The organism is Mesoflavibacter zeaxanthinifaciens DSM 18436 (assembly GCF_000422365.1).
Lineage (GTDB): Bacteria > Bacteroidota > Bacteroidia > Flavobacteriales > Flavobacteriaceae > Mesoflavibacter > Mesoflavibacter zeaxanthinifaciens.
Window position 1 is genome coordinate 270,154 of sequence record NZ_AULQ01000002.1, and the last position, 24,208, is coordinate 294,361.

Here is a 24,208-nt window from a genome sequence, read left to right on the forward strand (position 1 = left end):
TTAATTATTAACTTTGTAGCCTAAATTAAAAAGTTATGATTTCTAATAGTATATTTTTAGGTGTAGTAGGACCTTGGCAAATTGCCATAATTGTTATTTTGGTTTTACTTTTATTTGGAGGAAAAAAAATACCAGAATTAATGCGTGGTCTAGGAAGTGGAATTAAAGAGTTTAAAGACGCAAGTAAAGAAGATAATAAAGAGGAAAACAAATAATTTTTCTCATTCTTATAAAAAAAACCCAATGCAAATGCGTTGGGTTTTTTTATGCTTTATGCCTAATTGTTATTTAACTTTAAGCGACTTTATAATTGCTTCAAGCTCTAAAACAAAGTCTCTTTTATTTACGGATGGTGCAAAAGTAAACCCTTCTGCAACTATGTACCTGTTGTTTGGTTTATCCTCTATCATATAATTTACAAAAGGACCAGCATTAAAAGTCCCTTCTATATCCCAAGTACTTCTTACCTCGTAAGTTGGTTTATTGTCAATTGTTGTATTAAATAAGAATGGCGAGTAAGCTTCTTCTGTCTTCATATAACTACCGTCTAAAGGTCCTGGTATATATTTTTTACCCAAACTATCTCTGTGTTTTATAACTTGCTCTATGATGTCTCCTTCTTTATTGATAGAATCATAAGGAATGGTATATAGCATAACGTTGTTTGTTCCTGTGCTTAGGTTTTTTCTTATCCAGAAAAAGTTATCGTCCTTTTTAGCAAATCTATAAATAGAAGGAAAACTAATTGTAACGCCTAGTTCTTTCTCAACATCATCTGTATTTAATACAGATTTTTTTATTTGATCTTGGCGCCATTTTACTTCTTGCGCTTTAAAAGCACTAATTATTTTATCCTTATTAACTTTTAAAATTTCGATAATTTGATCGTTGTTTTGTCCTGTTACAAATACTACTTTCTGTGGTTTAGCATAGACATTATTTGCTATTTTTAAACCCGCTTCTTTTCCTTTGCTAACCCTTAAAACTGTTCTGTTTTTTGTAGCAAAATCTTTAAAAACTTGAGGTGGAATTTGATTTACATCAAACATAGGCTCGTTTTGTGGTAAGCCAGGTACATTTGTAGTTACTACATCTCTTACAGCATCTCCTACACTACCTTTCCATAAATCACTATCAATAACGACAGAAAGGTTATTTAAAACTCCTGATGAGTCTTGTACGTATCTTTGTTCTTTTTTATTCTTATCATTACACGCAATAGTAAGTGTAGCTGCTAAGACCAATAAAATTATTTTTTTCATTTTATAACGATGTTTTAATTTGAAGTTTAGCCTTTAGACAGTTTTAATGTCATACCAGGCTTTAAATTAGTACCACTAATACCATTCCATTCTTTAATATTTTCAACAGAAATTCCTGAAAATTTTTGAGAAATACTCCACAAGCTATCTCCTTTTTGAACGGTATAGGTTTTTCCTTTATAGTTTTTTAGATTTGAACTATTTGAATTTGAAGCTGTTGATTGCCTTATTGCTGCACCATTTCGTGGGTAAATAGTTAAGCGTTGACCAATTCTTAAATTATTACTTCTTAAACCATTCCAACGTTTTATTTGACTTACTCTTACTCCAAATTTTCGTGCAATTTTACCTAAATAATCACCTTGCTTAACACGGTATCTAGTTTTTGTATCTGTATTAAAAAATTGAGGTAACGGTTTTTCGCGTTTATCAAATTCTGCTTTAGCATAAGCATACATTTGGTCTTCGTTATTTACAAAAGCGCCAATAATATTTCTTGGTAATCTTAAAGTGTAATTTTTTCCTTCGATATGAGGAATAATATCTAGTTTGTACGATGGATTTAAAAACTGAAGCGTTTCTATCTTAACACCTGTAAACTCTGATACTTGATCCAAAGTAATCATTTGCTTAACGCGAATCGTGTCAGTATCTATGTAATTAAATTCTGGTTTATGTTGAATGAAACCATGCTCTTCTGCATATTCAAAAATATACATAGTGGCTAGAAATGCAGGTACATATCCTGCTGTTTCACGTGGAAGATGTGGACGAATATTCCAGTAGTTTTGATACCCGCCAGAACGTCTAATGGCTTTACTTACATTACCTGGTCCAGAATTATATGCTGCTAACGCTAAGTCCCAATCTCCAAAAAGCTCATAAAGTTTTGCTAAGTATTTTGCAGCAGATTCTGTAGATTTTATTGGGTCACTACGCTCATCTACATAACTGCTTACGTCCAAACCGTATTGTTTACCTGTTGCAAACATAAACTGCCATAACCCTGTGGCACCAACACGAGATCTAGCTCGTGGTTTTAAAGCAGACTCTACAATTGCTAGATATTTCATCTCTAAAGGAATATCGTAGTTGTCAAATTCGCGTTCAAACATTGGGAAGTAGTAATTACTTAATCCCATTAAACGCTCAAAAGATTGATGTCTGTTCTTTAAGAACATTTTTATCACACTTTCTAACGCAGGATTATATTCTACATTAAAAGGTGTTTTTGCATTTAATCTTTTAAGCCTTGCTTTTAGTGTGTCTGTGGTTAATTCTGGATAGTAAACTGCTTTATAGTTAAGCCCTTTAACATCTCTGTAAATGGTATCAAAAAGTGTTGTACTATATAACTCTTCTAACCATTTTTTATCAATTTCTGCAGCGTATTCATCATCTAAAAGTGCTTCCGGAATTTCTGCAGAAATTGCTTTAATTGACTTTTTATAATACGTCTGACCATCAATAATTGTATCTATCTCATAACTTTCTCCAGAAATTAATTGGTCTTGTTTTAGCCTAGTTGGATTAATTTGCAAGGAATCTTGTGCTAACAACCAGCTACAACAAAATGATAAAATTGAAACTATTAAAAATGATTTTTTTAAAGACATATAAAGCGTTTTATTGCTTAACGTTAATTATTTATATTTTATTCTAAGATAGCAGCGATACCTGGTAAAGTTTTTCCTTCTAAACTTTCTAACATTGCGCCACCGCCAGTACTTACGTAGCTTACTTTATCTTCAAAACCAAATTGTTTTACTGCAGCAACAGAATCACCACCACCAACAAGTGAAAATGCACCGTTTTTAGTTGCTTCTGCAATAAAATTACCTAACTCTATAGTACCGTTAGCAAAGTTTTCCATTTCAAAAACACCTAAAGGTCCGTTCCATAAAATGGTTTTAGATTCTAATACAACATCCTTAAATTGCTCTAAAGATTTTGGTCCTGCGTCTAAACCTTGCCAACCATCTGGAATATTATTTATATCACAGGTTTGAGTATTTGCATTATTATCAAACTTATCTGCTGCTTTAACATCTACAGGTAAATGTATTTGTACATTTTTCTCTTTTGCTTGTTTTAATATATCTAATGCTAATGGTATTTTATTATCTTCGCAAATAGAATCTCCTACTTTTCCACCATTAGCTTTGGCGAATGTAAAAGACATACCTCCACCAATAATTAAATGGTCTACTTTATCTAAAATGTTTTCTATAATTGTAATTTTAGAAGACACTTTTGCACCACCAAGTACTGCTAAAACTGGTTTTTCGCCAGTTTTCATTACTTTTTCTATACTTTTAATTTCTTGTTCTAAAAGGTATCCAAAGCATTTGTTTTCTGTAAAAAATTGTGCAACTACTGTTGTAGATGCATGTGCACGATGCGCAGTACCAAAAGCATCATTTACATAAATGTCACCTAATTTTGATAATTGTTCTGCAAAACCTTTATCGCCTTTAGTTTCTTCTTCATGAAAACGTAAATTTTCTAAAATTAAGATTTTTCCAGGTTCTAGATTTGCTACTGCTTGTTCTACGTCTTCTCCAACACAATTGTTTACAAACTGAGTTTCTACACCAATAATATCTTCTACTTTAGATACAATATGCTTAAGAGAAAATTCTTCTTGCACACCTTTAGGACGACCTAAATGAGACATTAATACACAACTACCACCATCTTCAAGTATTTTGATTATTGTTGGTTTAGCTGCTTGTATACGAGTTGCATCTGTAACCTTAAAATTAGCATCTAAAGGCACATTAAAATCTACTCTGATTAAAGCTTTTTTGTTTTTAAAATTGAAATCGTTAAGCGTTTTCATTAGTTTTTAATTTTGTTGTTAATCGAGATTGGCTTTAAAAATCCAAGCATCTCTATATCTATAATTTGTTCTTAATTCTTCCATAAGCTTAAAAGCTTCTTCTGCGGTATCGCTTCTAAGTACGTAAACGTAGTTCCAATTATTTTTTGGGTTTACAAATACGTCTGCATCAAATCCTTTTTTTATTAATGATGCTGTCCATTTTCCTGCTCTTTGTGCTTCTGAAAACACATTAGTAATTACATAATAACCTCCTTCTATACCTATAACAGATGTGGATTTTTTTCGTTTTAAATATCTAAAAGCATTAGAGTTTAACCCTTTTTTGTAATATACGTAAGGTGCTCTTTTTGTGTCTTTAGGGTCTTTACTTGCTATAGTAGAAGCGTTAGATCTTACTACTTCTGGTTCTACTTCGGCTTTTTTGCTTACTGGTGTTGTTTCTTGTACTACATCTTCAAAAAATGTTTGTGCAATCTCGGTTTGAAATGCGGTAAAGTATAAGTAAAAACGATCTGATTTTGTTTTTAATCTCATCGTTGTTTCATTTATATCATTACTAATTATTGTGTTATTATAATTAGGGATTTTTAATTGAGCAATGTCAAAACCTAAAGTATTTTCGCTATTAGGGTAACGATCTCTATTGACCATAGAGTTATTGGTTATTGTACTATTAAAAAAGTTTTGCTGGTATCTTGCACCATTACTTAAGGATTGAAATTGATTGCTATTTGCTTTTAAAATGGCACACTCGTCTAAATCTAAATTATTATCTCCTTCTAAAGCAGATACAACTAAAGAAGTGTTTACTTTACCTTGATTAATAGATTTAAAATTTTTAAAGTTTATATCTACCGGTCTACTATTTACTAATGCAAAACCATTGTAAGTTGAAATGTACTTTGGATTATCTGTAGGTGATTGATAAATAACATACAACATCCAACCTGCTGCACTACCACCAGACAAATAACCTTCTGTTGCTTTAACATTTGCAACAGTGTAGTTACCTGCTTTATCTTCTGTGTTTTGAAGTAATTTTGTAACATCTGCATAACAAACATATGGCGAGTTTATTGCATGCGTTACATTAGTTGATCCGTCATAAATAATATCTCCTGTAATGTCTTGATAATCTTGATTTGGAAGCTTAAGTTTTATTTGATTTATTACTGGTGATCGCTCTCCATTACCTCTAAAGATATAATTATCCTTTTTAGCTTTTCTTGTGCCTTTTTCGTACGCGTAAGTTGCTGTCCAATATAAACCTGCATAAACAATTTTTTTAAAATCATCAGGTAATGTTAATTTTGCTTGACTAGAAGAAAACGTTTCTGGATTATCATCAATATCAACATATTTCATTTTAATATTGTCGTTGTCTTCTTGTCTATTGTTGTATGGTTTTTTACTGTCTTCACTTAAAAGATTATTACCAATAACAGCAGCATCACCAAAGATATAAAACTCGTTAACCGGTTTAAAAGAAACACCATTAGAAAGCGTACTATCTATAGCTACTTTTAATTCTTGAGCTACTGATATATTTATACTTAAAAAAGCAATAAAAAATACAGATAGATATTTCATTTAATTTTAATGATTAAGTAATTTTCAAATATAGACATTTAGAGTGATACAAAACAGTGTAATTATTAAAATCAAGCGGTAAGATATTCGCTTTTATTTTAGAAGAAAACTATATTTGCTTTATGCTTTTTAGTGATATTTTAGGACTTCAACATATAAAAAAACACCTTACAACTAGTGCAGACCATGGTCGTATACCACATGCACAGTTATTTGTAGGACCAGAAGGGTCTGGTACATTACCTATGGCTATTGCCTATGCACAATACATTTTGTGTGGTAACAGCAATGCAGAAAACGATGGTAATAATCAAGCTTGCAACTTAAAGTTTAATAATTATTCGCATCCAGATTTACATTTTGCCTTCCCGGTAACTACAACAGATAAGGTAAAAAAACATCCTGTTAGTAGTGCTTTTTTAGAAGAATGGAGGCAATTACTAACCCAACAACCTTACGGAAATTTATTTGACTGGTACAGACTTTTAGGTGTAGATAATAAACAAGGACAAATTGGTGTAGATGAAGCCCAAGATATAGTTAAATCTCTTAGCCTTAAAGCTTATGAAGGTGGCTATAAAATTATGCTAATTTGGATGGCAGAAAAGCTTAACACGCAAGCAGCAAACAAGCTTCTTAAGTTAATTGAAGAACCGCCAAATAAGACCATTTTTTTATTAATTGCCGAAGACGAAGAGCAAATTATAAATACCATTAGATCACGTTGCCAAATTATACATTTTCCGCCATTAGCAGAAGAAGATATAAAAAACGGATTGATAAAACAGTTTGATATTAATGAAGCTGATGCTACTAAAATTGCACACCAAGCCGAAGGTAATTATAATAAAGCATGCGATTTAGTCTATCATGATAGCGAAGACACTCAGTTTGAAAAATGGTTTATATTTTGGATTAGATCTGCTTTTAAAGCTAAAGGAAACAAAGCTGCAATACACGATTTAATTGGTTGGAGCGAAGAAATTGCAAAAACAGGTAGAGAGACACAAAAGCAATTTTTAAACTTCTGTTTAGACTTTTTTAGACAAGCCTTACTGCTTAATTACGGTGCTGAGGATTTGGTGTTTTTTGAAGCTAAAGCTGAAAAATTTGACTTGTCAAAATTTGCTCCTTTTGTACACAATAATAATATTTTAGATATTTCTAACGAGTTACAAGATGCAATCTATCATATAGAGCGTAACGGAAATTCTAAAATCATACTAACCGATTTATCTATAAAACTAACTAGACTTTTACACGCTAAGCAAGAGTAGTATTAAGCTAAAATTTCCTTTATAATTTTAATATCTTTAAAATATAAACTAATTAACTATGATTTCTATTTTAGACCACATTACCGAAATAATTTTATTACTTTTTTTAGCCATCACTTTTTTACAATCTGGATTAGATAAAATTTTGGATTGGAAAGGAAATATTGGCTGGTTAAAAGAACATTTTTCTAAAACTTTTATGGGAAAGATAGTAGAAATTAACGTTGCCATTATCCTAATAATAGAAGTTATTGCTGGTATTTTGGCTGTTTTAGGTATATACCAACTTATAGTTAATGATAACTCTACCTTAGGGTTTTATGCTGCTATTTTAAGCGCTATTACATTACTTTTATTATTGTTTGGGCAGCGTGTAGCTAAAGATTATGACGGTGCAAGAACTATTGTTATCTATTTAATTCCTACTCTTTTTGCTTTGTATTTAATGCAATAGATTAAAAGTCTGTCATATTAACTTTAAAGACCCAGTTATCTTTAAAAAGATTTTGCTCTAAATACGATTTATGTTGCATGTAAGCATCATAAAAGTTTTCTGTATGAAAGATATAAACATAGTAAAGTTTATTTTTTTCATCTATTAAAAAGTCGCTATTATACCCTTTTTCTTTTAAGTCTTTTTGCCAATTAAAAGCATTTTGAGGCGAAGAAAAAAACTTTGTAATAACGTAATATCCCTTTTTAGCACCATCAATCTCTGCTGCATTTTTTTCTAAGACAAGTTTAAATTGTTGAGTTTCTAAAGGTTTTTCTTTAACCTTTAAAGCTTCAACATAAGTAGAAGAACTAATAATAACATTACCTTGCTTTATTTGTTGTTGCTGGTAACCAGATGTAGCTACTTTTGGGCTTAAAGAATTTTTATCTTCTTGTTCTTGGATAACTTCTGGTTTTTTAAGCACAACATTTTCTGCTTTAATTTCATTATTTACGACTGTTGATTTAATCTTTGTTTGTGCTTTAATTTCTATTTTTTCCTCAACAACTTTTGGTTTTACTTCTTCTTTTGTATCGGATTTTATAACCGTAGCTTTTTCGGGTAAATTTGCTTCAATTTCATTAAAAAAAGATTTGCTGATTTCAGTTTCAAATGCAGTAAAAAACAAGTAAAACCGGTCTTCTTTTGTGTTAAAAAGTAATTCTACTTTATCCGTATTATTATCTATTACTATTTCTTTATTTTTTGGCACTTCTATACGTGCAATATCAAATCCTAAAGTATTTTTACTGTCCGGAAAACGTTTAATATTACTATCTATACTGCTATTAAAAAAGTTTTTTTCTTGTCTGTTTGTTGTACTTAATCGTATTGCTGTTTTAAGATTAGGATTTGCTATTATACACTCGTCTTCAGTAATATCTGCATCACCTTCTAACGTTGCTAAAGTTAGATTTGTATTTATTTCTCCTTGTTCTGGCGATTTAAAATCTTTCAAATTTATAACAACAGGCTCTGTACCAACATGAGCAAAACCATTAAATGTTGTGATGTATTTTGGTTGTTCTGTTGGTGCTTCATAAACAATATAAAGCATCCAACCTGCTGAGCTTCCACCAGCAACAAAACCTTCTGTAGCGTGAATGTTTGCAACTGTAATTTCGCCATTTTTTTCTTCAGCATTTTGTAATAAACTAGTTACATCTGCATAACAAGCGTAAGGAGAATTAAGATGAAAACCGCTTTTTTTATAGCCATCAAATATAACTGTTCCTGTTATGGTTTGATAAGATTGGTTTGGCAGTTTTAATTTAATATTTCTTATTAAAGAACGGTTTTTCTGTCTTTTTCCAGAGAAGAAATGTTGTCCGTTTTGAGACCGTCTTTCTCCCTTAATATAACTATACGTTGCCGTCCAATAAAGTGCCGCATAAACTATATTGTTTTGATTTTCAGGAAGTTGAATATAAGAAGAACTAGAATTAAATGTAGAATCATCATTATCAACGTCTACAAATGTCATTGGTATATCATCGTTAGCAATTGATGATTCATTAAATGGTGTATTTTTTTCTTTACTTAAACTATTATTACCAATAACCATTGCATCTCCATATACATAAAACGATTTTTCCGTTTTAAATGAAGTTGCAACTTGAGCGTTAAGTTGATAAAAAAAAGTAAAGAAAATGATTAAATGCGTTAGCAATTTTCTCATAGTCTTTTATAAATGATTAATAGCACGATAAATATAATTAAAACTATGAAAACAACTGATAAATAACAGTTTATAAATAAAAAAAAAGCGTTAAACCGAAGTCTAACGCTTTTTTTATAAGTAAATATTTAATTACTTTTTGTAATTATTATCTAAGTCTTTTATAATTGTTTCTGTAAGGTCATATTCATCTTTAGCATACATAACACTTGGAGAAGACTCTACAGTACCTAAAATAACATCAAAACCATTTGTTTTACCGTATTTTTTAACATAATCCTTAACCTTAGTAATTAAAGAATCCATTTCTTCTTGATAAGGTTTAGATATTTGTTGTTGCTCCATTTGAAATTGTTGCTGCAACATTTGCTGTTTTTGACCAAGCTCTTCATATTTAGCTTGAGCTTTAGATTGACTCATTTTTTGAGCTTCCATCTGGAATTTTTGAGCTTCCATTTGAAAAGCTCTCCCGATACTATCCTTTTTAGCATTAAAAGCATTAAGCTTTGTTTCGTATTTTTTTTCTAAATCAACTTTCTCTTGCATTTCGTTAATTACTTTTCCGTTGTCAACATATCCTATTTTCTGTTTTTGACAAGAAGTAATAAAAATTGCAATAGATAAAACCGCTAATATTTTTTTCATCTTAATTTTTGTTTTAATGAATTTTCGCAAATGTATAAAAATTAAAAAGTGATAAACACATTTTATGTAAATATTGTACTAATAAGTAAAATCTATTTTAATTTAATTTTAAAATAATTATTAACTATGAAAAACAACTTCAAATAAAGCGATTTAAGACACTTTCTAAAAAAGGTAAGGTTATCTGTTGTTTAAGACTAAAATTTAACCTTATGCTTTTTTAAAATAAGTTTTAACTGTTTTTAAGCACATAAATTAGCGAAGAATACTCTCTAGTACGACTTGCATTTAAATTAGATCGTAATCCGTTATAAAAACCTTTAAAAATATTTTTACGTCCAGATTTATATTGTTCAGAAAGTAAGCTAACATAAAATGCATCAAATAGCATTGGTTTAAGTTGTTCTATTTCCATATCAATAGAAGCGAATAATTTTGATATTGAATTTTGATCAAAATGCCATAAATGTCTTGGCACATCATAAGCTGCCCAAAACTGATTATAATAGTTTGCATCAAAACTTTTATAATTTGGTACAGCTACCACTAACCTACCTTTAGGTTTTAAAAGTTTTTTTAATATTGAAATTTGATGTTCTAAATCTGGAAGATGTTCTAAAACATGCCAAAGTGTAATTACATCAAAACTATTAGATTCAAAATTATTTAACTGTTCGATATCAAAAACTGCGTTTTCTGTTTTTTGATTTGCTATTGTTCTTGCTTCTGCATTTGGTTCGATTCCAGAAACTATCCAATTATTTTCTTTAGCTGTTTTTAAAAAATCTCCTGTACCGCAACCTACATCTAAAAGTGTTTTTGTTTCGGTTTTAAAACCATTGATTAGTTTTAGTTTTTGTTTTAAAGAAAAACGTCTAACTAAATGATATGCTTTTTCAAACCAATTTCGTTTTGCATCTGTGTGAGAAATGTAATCTTCCGTTTTATAATATTCTGAAAGTTGATTAGTTTTTGGTTGAGGAAAAGTCTCTAAAAAACCATATTTTTCATTCTCCTTTAATTGAAACATTTCACCAGAAACGGAATGGTCTTTTATACATAATTGTGTTTGTTCTTTAGTCATAAATTAAAATCTAATCAAAAAAAAGAAGAATTGAAACTGAAAAAAAATAAACGTTCCACGTGGAACGTTTAAAATTTATCGACCTAAATACACCAATAAAACAGAAATATCTGCAGGAGAAACTCCACTTACTCTTGATGCTTGTGATATGGTTACAGGTTGAATTTTATTTAATTTTTCCCTTGCCTCCATACTCATCGATTTAAGTTTTGAGTAATCAAAATTATCAGGTATTCTGATATTTTCTAGACGCGTTAGTTTATCTGCGTTATTCTTTTCTTTAGCTATATATCCAGAGTATTTTACTTGTATTTCGGTCTGTTCTATAATCTCATTATCTAGATTATGTTCTTCTATGTAATTAGAAACAGACTCGATTTTTTTCATGTCTTCAATATCAATATTTGGTCTAGCAAAAATCTTAAACATCTTATCTTGCTGTTTCATTAATGAAGAATTTTTGGACTCTAAAATCGGATTTATTTCTCCTGTAGTCACACTAGTATTTTGAAAAAACTCTACAAACTTTTCTGCTTGTTCGTGTTTTTCTTCCATACGTTTCAATCGTTTTTCAGATGCTAAACCAAGCTCATATCCTTTTGGTGTTAATCTTAAATCGGCATTGTCTTGACGTAATAACGTCCTGTATTCTGCGCGAGATGTAAACATACGATACGGTTCTTTTGTTCCTTTAGTAATTAAATCGTCAATTAAAACACCTATGTAAGCTTCGTCTCTTTTTAAGATAAATTCATCTCTTTCTTGAACTTTTAACGCTGCATTGATACCTGCCATTAATCCTTGAGATGCTGCTTCTTCATAACCAGTTGTTCCGTTAATTTGACCAGCAAAAAACAGTCCGCTTACCAACTTAGTTTCTAAAGTATGTTTTAATTGTGTAGGTGGAAAATAATCATACTCTATAGCATAACCAGGTCTAAAAAATTTGACATTTTCAAACCCTTCTACAGAGCGTAGAGCTTTAAATTGTACGTCTTCTGGTAATGAAGTTGAAAACCCGTTTATATAATACTCAACTGTATTCCAACCTTCAGGTTCAACAAACAATTGATGTCTATCTTTATCTGCAAAACGGTTAATTTTATCTTCTATAGAAGGACAATATCTAGGACCTAAGCTTTTTATTCGACCATTAAACATTGGTGAGCGATCAAAACCATCTCTCAATAAATCATGTACTTTTTCACTTGTATAAGCAAGATGACAACTACGTTGTTGCGTTAGTGGTTTTGTGATATCTAAATAAGAAAATTTATCAGGATTTTCATCACCAGGTTGTTCAACCATTTTAGAAAAATCTAAAGATCTTCCATCAACTCTTGGAGGCGTTCCGGTTTTCATTCTACCGGATTCAAAACCTAAATCAACTAGTTGTTCTGTAATACCTGTTGCTGCTTTTTCTCCTGCTCTTCCTCCACCAAAGTTTTTATCTCCAATATGAATTAAGCCATTTAAAAATGTTCCGTTAGTTAGCACAACAGACTTTGCTTTTATTTGAATTCCAAGAGACGTAACTACACCTTCAACCTTACCATTATTGACTAAAAGACCTCTAACCATTTCTTGATAAAAATCTAAGTTAGGTGTATTTTCTAACATCAATCTCCAGTCTTCTGCAAAGCGCATACGATCGCTTTGTACCCTTGGACTCCACATTGCAGGTCCTTTAGATTTGTTCAACATTTTAAATTGAATTGCTGATGTATCACTAACAATACCAGAATAGCCACCAAGTGCATCTATCTCTCTTACAATTTGTCCTTTTGCAATTCCTCCCATAGCAGGATTACAAGACATTTGAGCAATGTTTTGTAAATTCATAGTTACTAATAAGGTTTTACTACCCATATTAGCAGCTGCAGCTGCAGCTTCGCTTCCAGCATGTCCTGCTCCAACAACTATTACATCGTAAACTTCGTTAAACATATTATTTTGATTGTTCCACGTGGAACGTTTTTAAATTCGACTTAAATTTGACGTGCAAATATACAACAAACTATTACATTTCTTTTAATAACAAAAGTGCTTCGTCTTCTTTAGCTCGCATTAGTTTGGCATCATCTTCGGTCTTATCTTTAAAACCACAATAGTGCAAAATACCGTGTATGATTACACGATGTAGTTCTGTAGTAAAATCTACATCAAAATCTTTAGCATTATCTTCTACCCTTTCAACAGAAATAAAAATATCTCCTGATATAGTTTTTCCTATTGAATAATCAAAACTAATAATATCTGTTAGGGTATCGTGATTTAAATACTGAACATTTAATCGATGTAAATATTCGTCATCACAAAACACATAACTTATCTCTTCTTTTTTGCAGTTGTGATGTGCTATAATTTTTGTTATCCAATTAGAAATTTTAGCTTCATCTAATAGCTTAAAATCGGTTTCGTAATTAAAACTAATCATTTTTTTGTTTGAAATATTCTTGTACTTTTTGCTTATAAATTTGCTGCAAAGGTAAGCTTTGTTTATTCAATATTTCGGTAGTATTAAAATATTGTTTTGCTTTGTCTATCTGATTGTTAGTTGTATTAGAAAATGTTTTGGTATTGGTTTGAGATTCGCGTTTTGAATCTTGTCCTTGTTGAAAAGTGGCGTTTTCTAACTTTAGTAATTGATGTTTAAGTTCCATCATTTTAGTTAAAGTTTCATTAGTAAAGCCTTCATTGATTAATTTTAATTCTACATCTTCCATATCATTTAAAAGTTTTTTGGCGTCACCATTTCCTCTTAAACCATCTTTCTCTAAACGTTGTTCTAGTTGTTGACGTAATAATTGTTGTTCTTGATAGATTTTAAATAATTCGGCATTCATCTGTTCATTAAAGTCGCCTTCTCCTTGTTGACTTCCACCTTGTCCTTGTCCATCACCATCTTTACCGCCTTCTTTACCGTTTTTACCTTTTTCTCCTTTGTTTCCTTTATCTCCTTCTTTACCTTGTTTACCTTCATTATCGCCTTTCTGATCACCTTCATTTTTTCCATCTTTACCAGACTTTTGTTCGCCTTGCTGACCTTGTTGTCCGTCTTTCCCTTTTTCTCCTTTTTTCATTGCTTCTTCCATTTTTTTTGCCAATTCTTCTTGACTTATTATAATATCTGGAAGTGGCATATCGCCTTCTCCTTGACCTGGAGATGGCATACCCATTTGGTTTTGCATATTATCTAAAGCAGCACTTAAAAAATTTGCTAGATTATTAGCAGACGTTAATGCATATTGTTGTGATGATACACCTTGATATAATTGATTTTCTGATAATTGATCTAATGCTTTATCAATATTAAAATACACATCATTAATTTCTTTATTTATTTGTTCTGAGAATTGTGGTTGTCTTAAAGATATTGCAAATAAACTATCGTCTACGTGCTCAAAATGTGTACGTAAATCGTATTGCTTTTTTAAGTACTTAGCATATTCATTATGGTTAACTTCTATGCTTTTAAACTTGTTCATTAAGTCTTCTTCATCAAAAGAAAATACAACTAAATTATCAATGATTTGTCTAAGCATTTCTATATCTTCTTGCAATTGTTTTTTACTACCTGAAGACATTTGCATTTGCATACTCATACTCATTTGTTTCATTTTTTGAGCTGCATTTTTTTGATTTTGTTTTGCAGAATTTTGTTTATCCTGCTTTTGTTTTTGGTCAGTAGATTGTTCTTTTTTTTCTAAATCTTCACTTGCCTGTTGTTGATCTTCTTTAATGTTTTCCTCTGTATTTTTATTACGAGGTATATCCATTGGGGATTTTAAATCGTCATTGTCTTTTTGTAAATCTTCAAGTTGTTTCTGGATGTCTTCAAACTTTTTATTTAGTTCGTCTTGCTTCTCTTTGGTGTTTTTTTCTGAATCTTGATTAGCTAATTTATCTTGTTCTTTGGCTAATTTATCAAGCTCATCACTAATTTTTTCCATCTTTTTGGACACGTAGTAGCGTTTGGTCAATTCTAATAATTGCTCCATACTACGCTTTTGGTTTTTAGCTTGTTTAGCAAGATTATCTAATTTCTCAGTAAACTCTTCTTTTTGAAACTTTTCTTTAAGTTTCTCTAATTCTTCAAGTAGCTTTTCATCTTTTTTTAATTGCTCTTCGTTATCTTTTAAACGCTCTTGTAACTTTTCTTTAAATGGATCTTCTTTTGGATTATCTTTCTGAAATTCTTCTAAATTATTTTGAAGCTTTTTGTTGAATTGCTTCATCATGTCTTCTTGTTGCTTCTGACGCTTCAAGAAATTTTGAAGTTTTTTCTTAACGTTATAATTAAGTTGAGCTTTCTCTTTTTGCGTTTTTGAAATCTCTTTAAGTTGTTGTTCTTGTTTTTCAAAATTTTCAAGAGATTTATTAAGATCTTTTATAGTTTCGTTTTGTTCGTTAAGCTGCTTTTGTTCTTCTTCGTCTTTAGTACGCTTTCTGTATGAGATCACAGAACTTTTTGTGCTTTTGTTTTTATTTACCGCATCGTTATCAAAAACTTCAAAATACAACTCGTAAGGTATACCGGCTTCTATATCTAAATTGTTTGGGAAAGCAGTTAAAAACTCATCAAAATTAGAAGATGAAATAGGTATGTTTTTTACAATTTTATTGGTTTCATTTTCTGAAGGATAATAGACTAACTGTAATTTAGATAAACCATAATCGTCACTTACTTGACCTTTAAAATACAAGGTTTGTTGGTCTAAGCTATCTGTTTTAGATTCAATTTTAAGTTCTGGATATTGATCTTTGATAACCGAAATACTATACGCTAAATTCTCGTAATTTTTAAGGTTTTTATTACTTGTGCTAATGTTATAGTCTAAATTATTATAAACGCGTTTAGAGGCTTTAAAAACACCATTTTCTTCTGTAGTAAACGCTAAAGTATCTATACTAATTAAATCGACTTGATCGGTTGCTTTTGTGTTAAGTTGCCAAGTAATTTGTGTGCCTTGTGGTACAACTGCATTACCTATGCCTTTTAAAACTTCGTTACGTTTGTTGGTGTAATTTGGATAGTTTAAAACCATCTGAAAATTTAACAATGTTGGCACTTCTACAACCTGTAATGTATATGGTTTTGAGTTAACACCATTGGCAGATAAATTGAAAGTAATGTCTTGTTTTGGTTGCTCAAAAACATACTCAAAAGTACCTGGTTGACGCTGTTGCAAAAAATAAGACTGATCGTTAAAATTGATTTGTGCATCTTCAGGAACAACATCTCCTTCGGTTTGTACAAATAATCTAAAGGTTTTGTTTTCTTCAGTTTGCAAACTTTCATTTATAACAAAAAAACTGAAAGGTGCTGGCGGCTCATATGCAGTTTGATAATTTACTACTCTTTTATAACTATCTGTAAACCAATTAGTTTTTCCTAAAACAAAGCTTATTAATAAAATAGCGACTGGAATAACAGCGTATTTTAAATATTTAGTATTGTGTTTAAAATTAATCGCAAAATTGAAAGGAATTGGGCTTAATTCTTCAGCTTTTTGATCGATGCTGGCTAGAAGTAATTCGCTATTATCGTTAGTTTCTTTTAGCTGAAGTACATTCAATAACTTATCATTAACTTCAGGAAAATGATTACCAATAATCGCAGATGCTTGTTTATAGTTAATACCTTTTTGAAGTTTAAATAACTTAGCTAATGGCAATGCAATAAATTTGATAAACAAACCAACCTCAACAGCAATAAACAACCAAAATAAAACTGTACGTAAACCAGAATTTAACCACAGAAAATATTCAATTAGTAACGTAATAATAAGATATAACAAGCCAATACTAAAAAACAGGATAGCGCCTTTAATCAACTCATTAGTGTAATATTTTCTAATAAATTGTTCTAATTTGGTTTGTATGATATTGAAGTTATTCAAAGCCATTTTTTTAATTAACTTACTAAAATACAGTTTTTATTTTTTTATGTCTGTTAAAGGCGCTTAAAACTTGTTTTTAAATAGTTCTTTGTGTTTCTTCTACTCTATTCTATCTTTGCACTTTCAAACCAAAAGAAATGTCAAAACAAGTTAGAGTGCGTTTTGCACCAAGTCCTACAGGACCTTTACATATTGGCGGCGTACGTACCGCATTATTTAATTATTTATTTGCAAAAAAACACAACGGTACTTTTGTATTACGTATAGAAGATACAGACCAAAACCGTTATGTAGAAGGCGCAGAACAGTACATTATAGATAGTTTAAATTGGTGCAATATTCCGTTTGATGAAGGTCCAAATAAAAATGAAAAATTTGGTCCATACAGACAAAGTGAACGTAAAGACTTATACAAACAGTATGCCGATCAATTAATTAAAAGTGGTCATGCCTATTACGCATTTGATACTGCAGAAGCACTTGATGCACACAGAAAAGACCATGAAGCTAAAGGAAAAACCTTTATCTACAATTGGCATAACAGAGAAAAATTAAGCAACTCTTTATCGCTTAGCGCGGAAGACGTGCAAGCTAAATTAGATGCTGGTGAAGATTATGTAATTAGATTTAAAAGTCCGCAGGATCAAACACTTCATCTTAAAGATATTATTCGTGGTGATATAAAAATTGATACCAACATTTTAGATGATAAAGTTTTGTTTAAAGCAGACGGAATGCCAACCTATCACCTAGCTAATATTGTTGATGACCATTTAATGGAAATTACGCACGTAATTAGAGGTGAAGAATGGCTACCAAGTCTTGCTTTACATTACCAATTATACGATGCTTTTGGTTGGGAAGCACCAGAATTTGCTCATTTACCGTTAATCCTAAAACCAACAGGAAAAGGAAAATTAAGTAAACGTGATGGCGATAAATTAGGATTTCCTGTATTTCCTTTAGAATATATATCTCCAGAAGGTGATGTTTCAAAAGGTTATAAAGAAGATGGATATTTTGCTGAAGCTGTTGTTAACTTTTTAGCCTTTTTAGGATGGAATCCTGGAACAGAACAAGAAATATTTAGTTTAGAAGAACTTATAGAAGCGTTTGATTTATCTAAGGTGAATAAAGCCGGAGCACGTTTTGATCCAGATAAAATTAAATGGTTTAATCACCATTACATGCAAGAACAAAATAATGATGATTTAGCTGAAGCGTTTAAACAAAACCATGAAGCATTAAAAGACATAGATGTTAATTACATCTCAATGGTTGTTGGGCTAATTAAAGAACGCGCTACGTTTGTAAACGATTTTTGGGATTTAAGTAATTTCTTCTTTGTAGCTCCAACAGAATATGACGAAAAAGCTTTTAAAAAAGCTATTAAAGACGATACAAAATCTATAATGACCGACGTAAAATCTATCATAAATAACATTGAAAATTTTGAAGTAGAGACACTTCAAAACGATGTAAAAGGTTGGATTACGTCTAACGACATTGGTTTTGGTAAAGTGATGATGCCTCTACGTTTAGCCTTAGTTGGTGCATTACAAGGACCAGATGTTTTTGACATCATGTACATGATTGGTAAAAACGAAACTGTTAAACGTATAGATAATTTAATTGAAAAAATAGGTTAAAATATTAATCAACTATAAACAAAAAAGCCTCTAATATTTAGAGGCTTTTTTTATTAATTTATTTGGTATAAATTTTAAAACGTTATCAATAAAGCTATGGTTAACATGCTTTGATTTCCTTTAAATTTTTTATTAGTAAAATTAGCAGCATTAGAATCATTTAAATCACCAAGTATATTAGTAAAACCATAGATATATTGTCCTCTTATTTTAAAGTTTTCAAAACCTGCGGTTAATCCAACAGCACCATTCACATTAAAATTAGTAATATCTACAAAATCTTTAGCTAGTAAGCTATCAAACTCTGCAACAAACCATTCTTCTTGACCTTCATCATCAAATTCTAAATCACTATTGTACTGTAAAACTGGTCCAAAATCTAAAGTTAAATATGGTCCTGCTAATTTTGCATGCATTAAAAAAGCAACTTGAGCGGTTAAAATCTTGTAATCTATAGGCTCAAAATTACTGCTTAAAGCAGATGCAAATCCGTTTACACTCATCCTATTTTCAGATAATTGCATACCGTAACTTACATTGTACCATTTATGAGGAATATCTACCGTTGCAGACATATGTGCTAACCAACCTGTATTACTTTTAGTTTCAAAATTATCAGTAATAATATCAAACTGAGTCAATCCACCACCAAGAGCAAATCCGTTTTTTATGTTGTAAGAACTTCTTTGTGCAAAAGAAAATGTAACAAATAGACTACAAATTGCTACTAATAGATAAAGTTTAAATTTTTTCATTACTAATAATATAGATTAGTGAACAAATATAACTTAAATTAGTAATCAATAAAGTAAAACCAAAAACCATTAATTATGCCTTTTTTAATTCCTATTGTAGTCTTAGGACTAATCATTTTAATTTCAGCATTTTTTGTTGTTAAACAACAAACTGCAGTAATTATAGAACGCTTTGGTAAATTTCATAGTATAAGACAATCTGGTCTTCACTTAAAAATTCCTTTAATAGATAAAATTGCTGGTCGATTAAGCTTAAAAATTCAGCAATTAGATGTCATTGTAGAAACTAAAACTTTAGACGATGTATTTGTTAGACTTAAAGTTTCTGTACAATACCGTGTGTTAAGTCAAAAAGTATACGATGCATTTTATAAGTTAGATTATCCGCATGAGCAAATTACAAGTTATGTATTTGATGTGGTACGTGCAGAAGTACCTAAGATGAAATTAGATGACGTTTTTGTTAAAAAAGATGATATTGCATTAGCGGTGAAAGCTGAGCTAAACGACGCGATGTTAGACTATGGATTTGACATTATTAAAACGCTTGTAACAGATATAGATCCTGATGCACAAGTAAAAGCTGCAATGAACCGTATTAATGCTGCAGAACGTGAAAAAACTGCTGCACAATATGAAGGTGATGCACAACGTATTTTAATTGTTGAAAAAGCTAAAGCTGAAGCTGAAAGTAAACGTTTACAAGGTCAAGGTATTGCAGATCAAAGACGCGAGATTGCACGTGGATTAGAAGAGTCTGTAGAAGTTTTAAACCGTGTTGGTATTAATAGTCAAGAAGCATCTGCATTAATAGTTGTAACGCAGCATTACGATACGCTTCAATCTTTAGGTGAAGAAACTAATAGTAACTTAATCTTATTACCAAATGCGCCACAAGCTGGAAGTAATATGCTAAACGAAATGGTTGCAAGTTTTACCGCAAGTAACCAAATTGGTGAAGCTATGAAAGAAGCTAAACGCAAAAAAGAAGAAGAATAAAACTTACCTAATAAACACAAAAAAAGCCTCTTAGTAGAGGCTTTTTTTATTTATTTTCTTTTTCATAATTATCTATCAAACTCTGTAAAGAATTTAGATAATCTTCTAAAGATTGTTTATCAATATGTGTTTCGTTATTATCCTTTGGTAATGTAATACGTTGCTCGTCTAAGTACTTTTGTAACTCTGGATAATCTTCTTCTATTTCTCTTGTCTTAGCTGTAATTTTACTTAATAATTCTTGTATTGCGTCCATTTTATTTTTGATTTAAGTTATCCATTCAAAATAATTCAAATCACTTATAAATCAAAAGATTATATACTAAATGGTTGTTAAAATTTATATATATAAAAACCCGCTAAGTAAAACTTAGCGGGTTTTAGTTTGTGTTTTATATTAAGCTAACTGTTGAGCTTCTTCTACCAACAACTTGTTTTTGTCTTCTAATGCTGTATTTATAAACTCATTAATAGCTTCGTTTTTTTGTAAGCCATTTTTAAGTAAAACACCAAGTGTGATCATTGTAATAATACGCGTACCACTTTTCTTTTTAGAAGTATTAAAAAGTGGCTCTACATCTTCATAAGATACGTCTTTGGCTAATTCTAAGATTTCTGCTTTTGCTTTTGCTCTAGCATCATCTGGTAGTCTATCATACTTTTTACCAAAAGACTTTATTTGCTCTATTGCAGGACGATTATTAGTTTGCTTTTGAGGCTGATTCTGGTTTTGTTTTGGTGCTTGTTTTGCCCAACTATCTCGTAAACCAACCGTTTTATTAAATACTAAAGCGTCGGATTTAGAATCGTCATCCACATTAAAATACCCTAAACGTTGAAACTGAAACTGCTCTCCTACTTTAGCTTCTGTTAAACTTGGCTCAACAAATGCATTAATAATGTTTAAAGAATTTGGATTTAAAAATTCCATAAAATCTTTACCATCATGACTATCTGGCGCTTCGTCCATAAACAGCCTATCGTATTCTCTCACTTCAGCTTTTACAGCATGTTTTATAGAAACCCAATGTAGCGTTCCTTTTACTTTTTTAGAGGTATCTGTATCGTAAGTACAATGTACTTCCGTAATATTACCTTCAGCATCTTTTACAACGCTTTCAGCTTTGATGATGTACGCATTTTTAAGTCGAACTTCGCCGCCTAATTTCAATCTAAAAAACTTACTTCCAGCTTCTTCTTTAAAGTCGTCTTTTTCAATATAAATTTCTTTTGAAAAAGGTACTTTTCTAAATCCAGCACTATCGTCTTCTGGGTTATTTTCGGCTTCTAACCATTCTTCTTTATCGTCTGGATAATTAGTAATGACCACTTTTAAAGGATCTAAAACCGCCATAACGCGTGGTGCAGTTTTATTTAAATCCTCACGTACGCAAAATTCTAAAAGCGCAACATCAATCACGTTTTCACGCTTTGCAACACCAACTTTTTCTATAAATTGTCTAATTGAATTTGGTGTATAACCTCTACGTCGTAAACCTGAAATGGTTGGCATACGCGGATCGTCCCAACCCGAAACTACCTTCTCTTCTACCAATTTAAGCAACTTACGTTTACTCATAATAGTGTAAGACAGATTCAAACGTGCAAATTCACGCTGTTTTGGCTGCATTGGATAGGTTTCCTTAGCATAGTCATAAACTTGCTCTTTAAACCAATCGTAAAGCTCTCTATGCGGTTTAAATTCTAAAGAACATAAACTGTGACTAATTTGCTCGATATAATCACTTTCGCCATGCGTCCAATCGTACATTGGGTAGATGCACCAATCGTTACCAGTACGATGATGATGTTTCTTTAAAATACGATACATAATAGGATCACGCATTAACATATTAGGATGTTGCATGTCTATTTTTGCACGTAAAATATGTTCACCTTCGTTGAATTCGCCATTTTTCATGCGTTCAAAAAGGTCTAAATTTTCTTCTACAGATCGGTTGCGATAAGGACCATCTACACCAGGTTGTGTTGGTGTTCCTTTTTGCTCTGCCATCGCTTCAGAAGATTGGCTATCTACATAAGCCTTTCCGTCTTTAATCAATTGTACAGCCCAATCGTATAACTGTTGAAAATAATCTGAAGAATACAGCTCATTTTCCCATTGGTAACCTAACCAAGCCACATCTTTTTTAATCGCATCTACATATTCTTGCTCTTCTTTTGCTGGGTTAGTATCGTCAAATCTAAGATTAACAGGCGCATTGTACTTTAATCCTAAACCAAAACTAATACCAATAGCTTTGGTATGACCAATGTGCAAATAGCCATTAGGTTCTGGCGGAAAACGAAAACGTAATTTATCCTTAGCTAATCCATTAGCTAAATCTTCTTCTATAATATGCTCAATAAAATTGAGTGATTTTGTTTCTTCAGACATGTAATTAGGTTTATTTTTAAGTGATTACTGCTATTAATCTACTTTAATAATAAAGTGTAAAATTAGTTATTTTTTAGTTGAAATGAATTGTTCTTTACTTTAAAAATGAAGCACGTAAAATTTTTAGGTATTTTTGCTGAAATTTTATTGAAATGGGAAAAATTAAAGTTGAAAATATTAGAGTATTTGCGCATCACGGTTGTTTAAAAGAAGAAACTGCTATTGGTAGTGATTATCGTGTAGATTTAGAAATTACAGCCAATTTACAGCATAGTGCAAAGACAGATCAACTGAAAGATACGGTAGATTACGTGTTTTTAAATAGAATTATTTTTGAAGAAATGAAGGTACCAAGCGCACTTTTAGAACATGTTGCACGACGTATTTTAAACCGAATTTTTACTGAAGATCAAATGATTAAAAAAGCAACGGTAAGTGTTAGTAAAATAAATCCGCCAATTGGTGGCGATGTACAACAAGTAACAATTGTTATGAGTGACAAAAGAAAAAACTTCAAGAAATAGTGTAAAAAGTTTATTTTTTTTACATTTGCTGTCCAATTATAATTGGCGTCTTGGCCGAGTGGCTAGGCAGAGGTCTGCAAAACCTTGTACAGCGGTTCGAATCCGCTAGACGCCTCTAAAAGCTTTCAGAAAATCTGGAAGCTTTTTTGTTTACAATTAATTACGTCAGTTCGAGTGACACGACAAAGGAGTGTTGTATCGAGAACTTTTAATGCAACTACTTCTCGATACAATTTGTTCGTACCTCTCAAATCACTCGAAGTGACGTTGTTTTTTTTAAAATTCTAATCCAAAGGATTAATCTGCTCTATTTTTTCTTTAAGTAATTCTTTTTCTTTAGGAAAGAAACCTTGGACTAGTAATAATACGCCAAAGCCTAATATTACTAAAGCTACAATCTTTTTAGTCTTGTAAATAAGTCTTGGTGTAAGCTTATTTTTTAAAGCTTTTGCAGCTGTAATTTTTACTAAATCTGCTAAAAAATAAGTTATTAACATGGTACTAATAAATACTATTACACCATTTTTAGACGTGGTTATAGAATTAGCAATTACAATAAATGCTACCCAACCTAACAGTACACCAATGTTAATAAAGTTAAGCAAAAAGCCTTTTAAGAATAATTTACCGTAGCCTTTTTTAATTTCAACTTTATGATATTCTCTTACTATTTCTCTAAACGATTTTGATGTTTTTATAAACGAAATAAAGCCATAAATTGCTAATAAAACACCACCAAAAATTAAAAAATTAGGATCTTTTTCTATTTTACCTACCAATTTTTCGGTACTAAAAAATGCAACTACAATAAATAAAATATCTGCTAGAATTACTCCTGCATCAAATATTAAAGCACTTTTAAACCCTTTAGTTGCAGCAGTTTCTAACAAAACAAAAAATACTGGTCCAATCGTAAAAGATAATATGATACCAAAAGGAATTGCAGTAAGAATATCGTCAAACATGTTATATATCTGGATTGTCTTACAAAGTAAAGAAATTATTTATTGATTATAGAATGCTTATTAACAGAAATAAAAAAAGCTTCAATTTAAAACTGAAGCTTTTGTTTTTTAATTTAGGTTTCGACTACGCTAAACCAA

The 24,208-nt window shown here is 30.8% G+C and carries 20 protein-coding genes and 1 tRNA gene; 7 read left to right on the top strand and 14 right to left on the bottom strand.

Annotation, left to right across the window (positions count from 1 at the left end):
• Positions 1-35 precede the first annotated feature (35 nt).
• Entirely contained in the window at positions 36-215 is a 180-nt protein-coding gene (locus H574_RS0104035; protein WP_027879329.1) for a Sec-independent protein translocase subunit TatA/TatB, read from the top strand.
• A 69-nt stretch (positions 216-284) separates the two neighbouring features.
• Here H574_RS0104035 and H574_RS0104040 read toward each other — a convergent pair whose 3' ends face one another.
• Genes H574_RS0104040 through H574_RS13935 form a run of 4 tightly spaced genes read right to left on the bottom strand, consistent with a single transcriptional unit; the run spans position 285 to position 5,697 of the window.
• The gene (locus H574_RS0104040) at positions 285-1,262 is read right to left on the bottom strand and encodes a DUF4837 family protein (protein ID WP_027879330.1); all 978 of its coding nucleotides are present in this window, start codon (positions 1,260-1,262) and stop codon (positions 285-287) included.
• Positions 1,263-1,288: 26 nt separating this feature from the next.
• On the bottom strand, positions 1,289-2,878 hold the full coding sequence (locus H574_RS0104045; protein ID WP_027879331.1) for a lytic transglycosylase domain-containing protein: 1,590 nt from the start codon (positions 2,876-2,878) through the stop codon (positions 1,289-1,291).
• Positions 2,879-2,916: 38 nt separating this feature from the next.
• Positions 2,917-4,104 (bottom strand): phosphoglycerate kinase, encoded by a 1,188-nt coding sequence (locus H574_RS0104050; protein WP_027879332.1) that lies wholly within the window; start codon positions 4,102-4,104, stop codon positions 2,917-2,919.
• A gap of 18 nt (positions 4,105-4,122) precedes the next feature.
• The gene (locus H574_RS13935) at positions 4,123-5,697 is read right to left on the bottom strand and encodes an SPOR domain-containing protein (protein WP_051169821.1); all 1,575 of its coding nucleotides are present in this window, start codon (positions 5,695-5,697) and stop codon (positions 4,123-4,125) included.
• Between the two features lie 122 nt (positions 5,698-5,819).
• Between H574_RS13935 and H574_RS0104060 the strand changes: the two genes are divergently transcribed.
• Entirely contained in the window at positions 5,820-6,974 is a 1,155-nt protein-coding gene (locus H574_RS0104060) for a DNA polymerase III subunit (RefSeq protein WP_027879333.1), read from the top strand.
• 58 nt (positions 6,975-7,032) lie between these two features.
• The gene (locus H574_RS0104065; RefSeq protein WP_027879334.1) at positions 7,033-7,428 is read left to right on the top strand and encodes a DoxX family membrane protein; all 396 of its coding nucleotides are present in this window, start codon (positions 7,033-7,035) and stop codon (positions 7,426-7,428) included.
• Between the two features lies 1 nt (position 7,429).
• On the opposite strand, the gene H574_RS13940 is transcribed toward H574_RS0104065, so the two are convergent.
• The 6 genes from H574_RS13940 to H574_RS0104095 form a co-directional block, all read right to left on the bottom strand.
• Positions 7,430-9,148 carry a hypothetical protein gene (locus H574_RS13940; RefSeq protein ID WP_027879335.1) on the bottom strand — a complete coding sequence of 573 codons (1,719 nt, stop codon included), beginning with the start codon at positions 9,146-9,148 and terminating at the stop codon, positions 7,430-7,432.
• A 132-nt stretch (positions 9,149-9,280) separates the two neighbouring features.
• On the bottom strand, positions 9,281-9,793 hold the full coding sequence (locus H574_RS0104075; RefSeq protein ID WP_027879336.1) for an OmpH/Skp family outer membrane protein: 513 nt from the start codon (positions 9,791-9,793) through the stop codon (positions 9,281-9,283).
• 232 nt (positions 9,794-10,025) lie between these two features.
• On the bottom strand, positions 10,026-10,877 hold the full coding sequence (locus H574_RS0104080) for a class I SAM-dependent methyltransferase (protein WP_027879337.1): 852 nt from the start codon (positions 10,875-10,877) through the stop codon (positions 10,026-10,028).
• A 75-nt stretch (positions 10,878-10,952) separates the two neighbouring features.
• Positions 10,953-12,824, bottom strand: coding sequence for a tRNA uridine-5-carboxymethylaminomethyl(34) synthesis enzyme MnmG (gene mnmG / locus H574_RS0104085; protein ID WP_027879338.1), 1,872 nt, complete (start codon positions 12,822-12,824; stop codon positions 10,953-10,955).
• Positions 12,825-12,897: 73 nt separating this feature from the next.
• The gene (gene ybeY / locus H574_RS0104090) at positions 12,898-13,314 is read right to left on the bottom strand and encodes an rRNA maturation RNase YbeY (RefSeq protein WP_027879339.1); all 417 of its coding nucleotides are present in this window, start codon (positions 13,312-13,314) and stop codon (positions 12,898-12,900) included.
• The gene (locus H574_RS0104095; RefSeq protein ID WP_036227062.1) at positions 13,307-16,786 is read right to left on the bottom strand and encodes a DUF4175 family protein; all 3,480 of its coding nucleotides are present in this window, start codon (positions 16,784-16,786) and stop codon (positions 13,307-13,309) included. The genes ybeY and H574_RS0104095 overlap by 8 nt, the downstream gene beginning before the upstream one ends.
• A gap of 131 nt (positions 16,787-16,917) precedes the next feature.
• On the opposite strand from H574_RS0104095, the gene gltX reads away from it, so the two are divergent.
• Positions 16,918-18,429 carry a glutamate--tRNA ligase gene (gene gltX / locus H574_RS0104100; RefSeq protein ID WP_027879341.1) on the top strand — a complete coding sequence of 504 codons (1,512 nt, stop codon included), beginning with the start codon at positions 16,918-16,920 and terminating at the stop codon, positions 18,427-18,429.
• 74 nt (positions 18,430-18,503) lie between these two features.
• Here the strand turns inward: gltX and H574_RS0104105 are convergent, their stop codons facing one another.
• Positions 18,504-19,184: an outer membrane beta-barrel protein gene (locus H574_RS0104105; RefSeq protein WP_027879342.1), complete on the bottom strand. Its 681-nt coding sequence runs from the start codon at positions 19,182-19,184 to the stop codon at positions 18,504-18,506.
• A 75-nt stretch (positions 19,185-19,259) separates the two neighbouring features.
• On the opposite strand from H574_RS0104105, the gene H574_RS0104110 reads away from it, so the two are divergent.
• Positions 19,260-20,183, top strand: a complete 924-nt coding sequence (locus tag H574_RS0104110) for an SPFH domain-containing protein (RefSeq protein WP_027879343.1) — start codon at positions 19,260-19,262, stop codon at positions 20,181-20,183.
• 46 nt (positions 20,184-20,229) lie between these two features.
• Here the strand turns inward: H574_RS0104110 and H574_RS0104115 are convergent, their stop codons facing one another.
• Positions 20,230-20,439 (bottom strand): hypothetical protein, encoded by a 210-nt coding sequence (locus H574_RS0104115; RefSeq protein WP_027879344.1) that lies wholly within the window; start codon positions 20,437-20,439, stop codon positions 20,230-20,232.
• 141 nt (positions 20,440-20,580) lie between these two features.
• The gene (locus H574_RS0104120) at positions 20,581-22,581 is read right to left on the bottom strand and encodes a glutamine--tRNA ligase/YqeY domain fusion protein (protein WP_027879345.1); all 2,001 of its coding nucleotides are present in this window, start codon (positions 22,579-22,581) and stop codon (positions 20,581-20,583) included.
• A gap of 152 nt (positions 22,582-22,733) precedes the next feature.
• Between H574_RS0104120 and folB the strand changes: the two genes are divergently transcribed.
• Together folB and H574_RS0104130 are read left to right on the top strand one after the other, a co-directional pair.
• A complete protein-coding gene (gene folB, locus H574_RS0104125; protein ID WP_027879346.1) occupies positions 22,734-23,105 on the top strand; it encodes a dihydroneopterin aldolase in 372 nt (123 codons plus the stop codon).
• Between the two features lie 44 nt (positions 23,106-23,149).
• A tRNA-Cys gene (locus H574_RS0104130) sits at positions 23,150-23,220 on the top strand.
• A gap of 169 nt (positions 23,221-23,389) precedes the next feature.
• Here the strand turns inward: H574_RS0104130 and H574_RS0104135 are convergent.
• Complete coding sequence (locus tag H574_RS0104135) at positions 23,390-24,070, bottom strand: LysE family translocator (protein WP_027879347.1); 681 nt, start codon at positions 24,068-24,070, stop codon at positions 23,390-23,392.
• Positions 24,071-24,208: the final 138 nt, after the last annotated feature.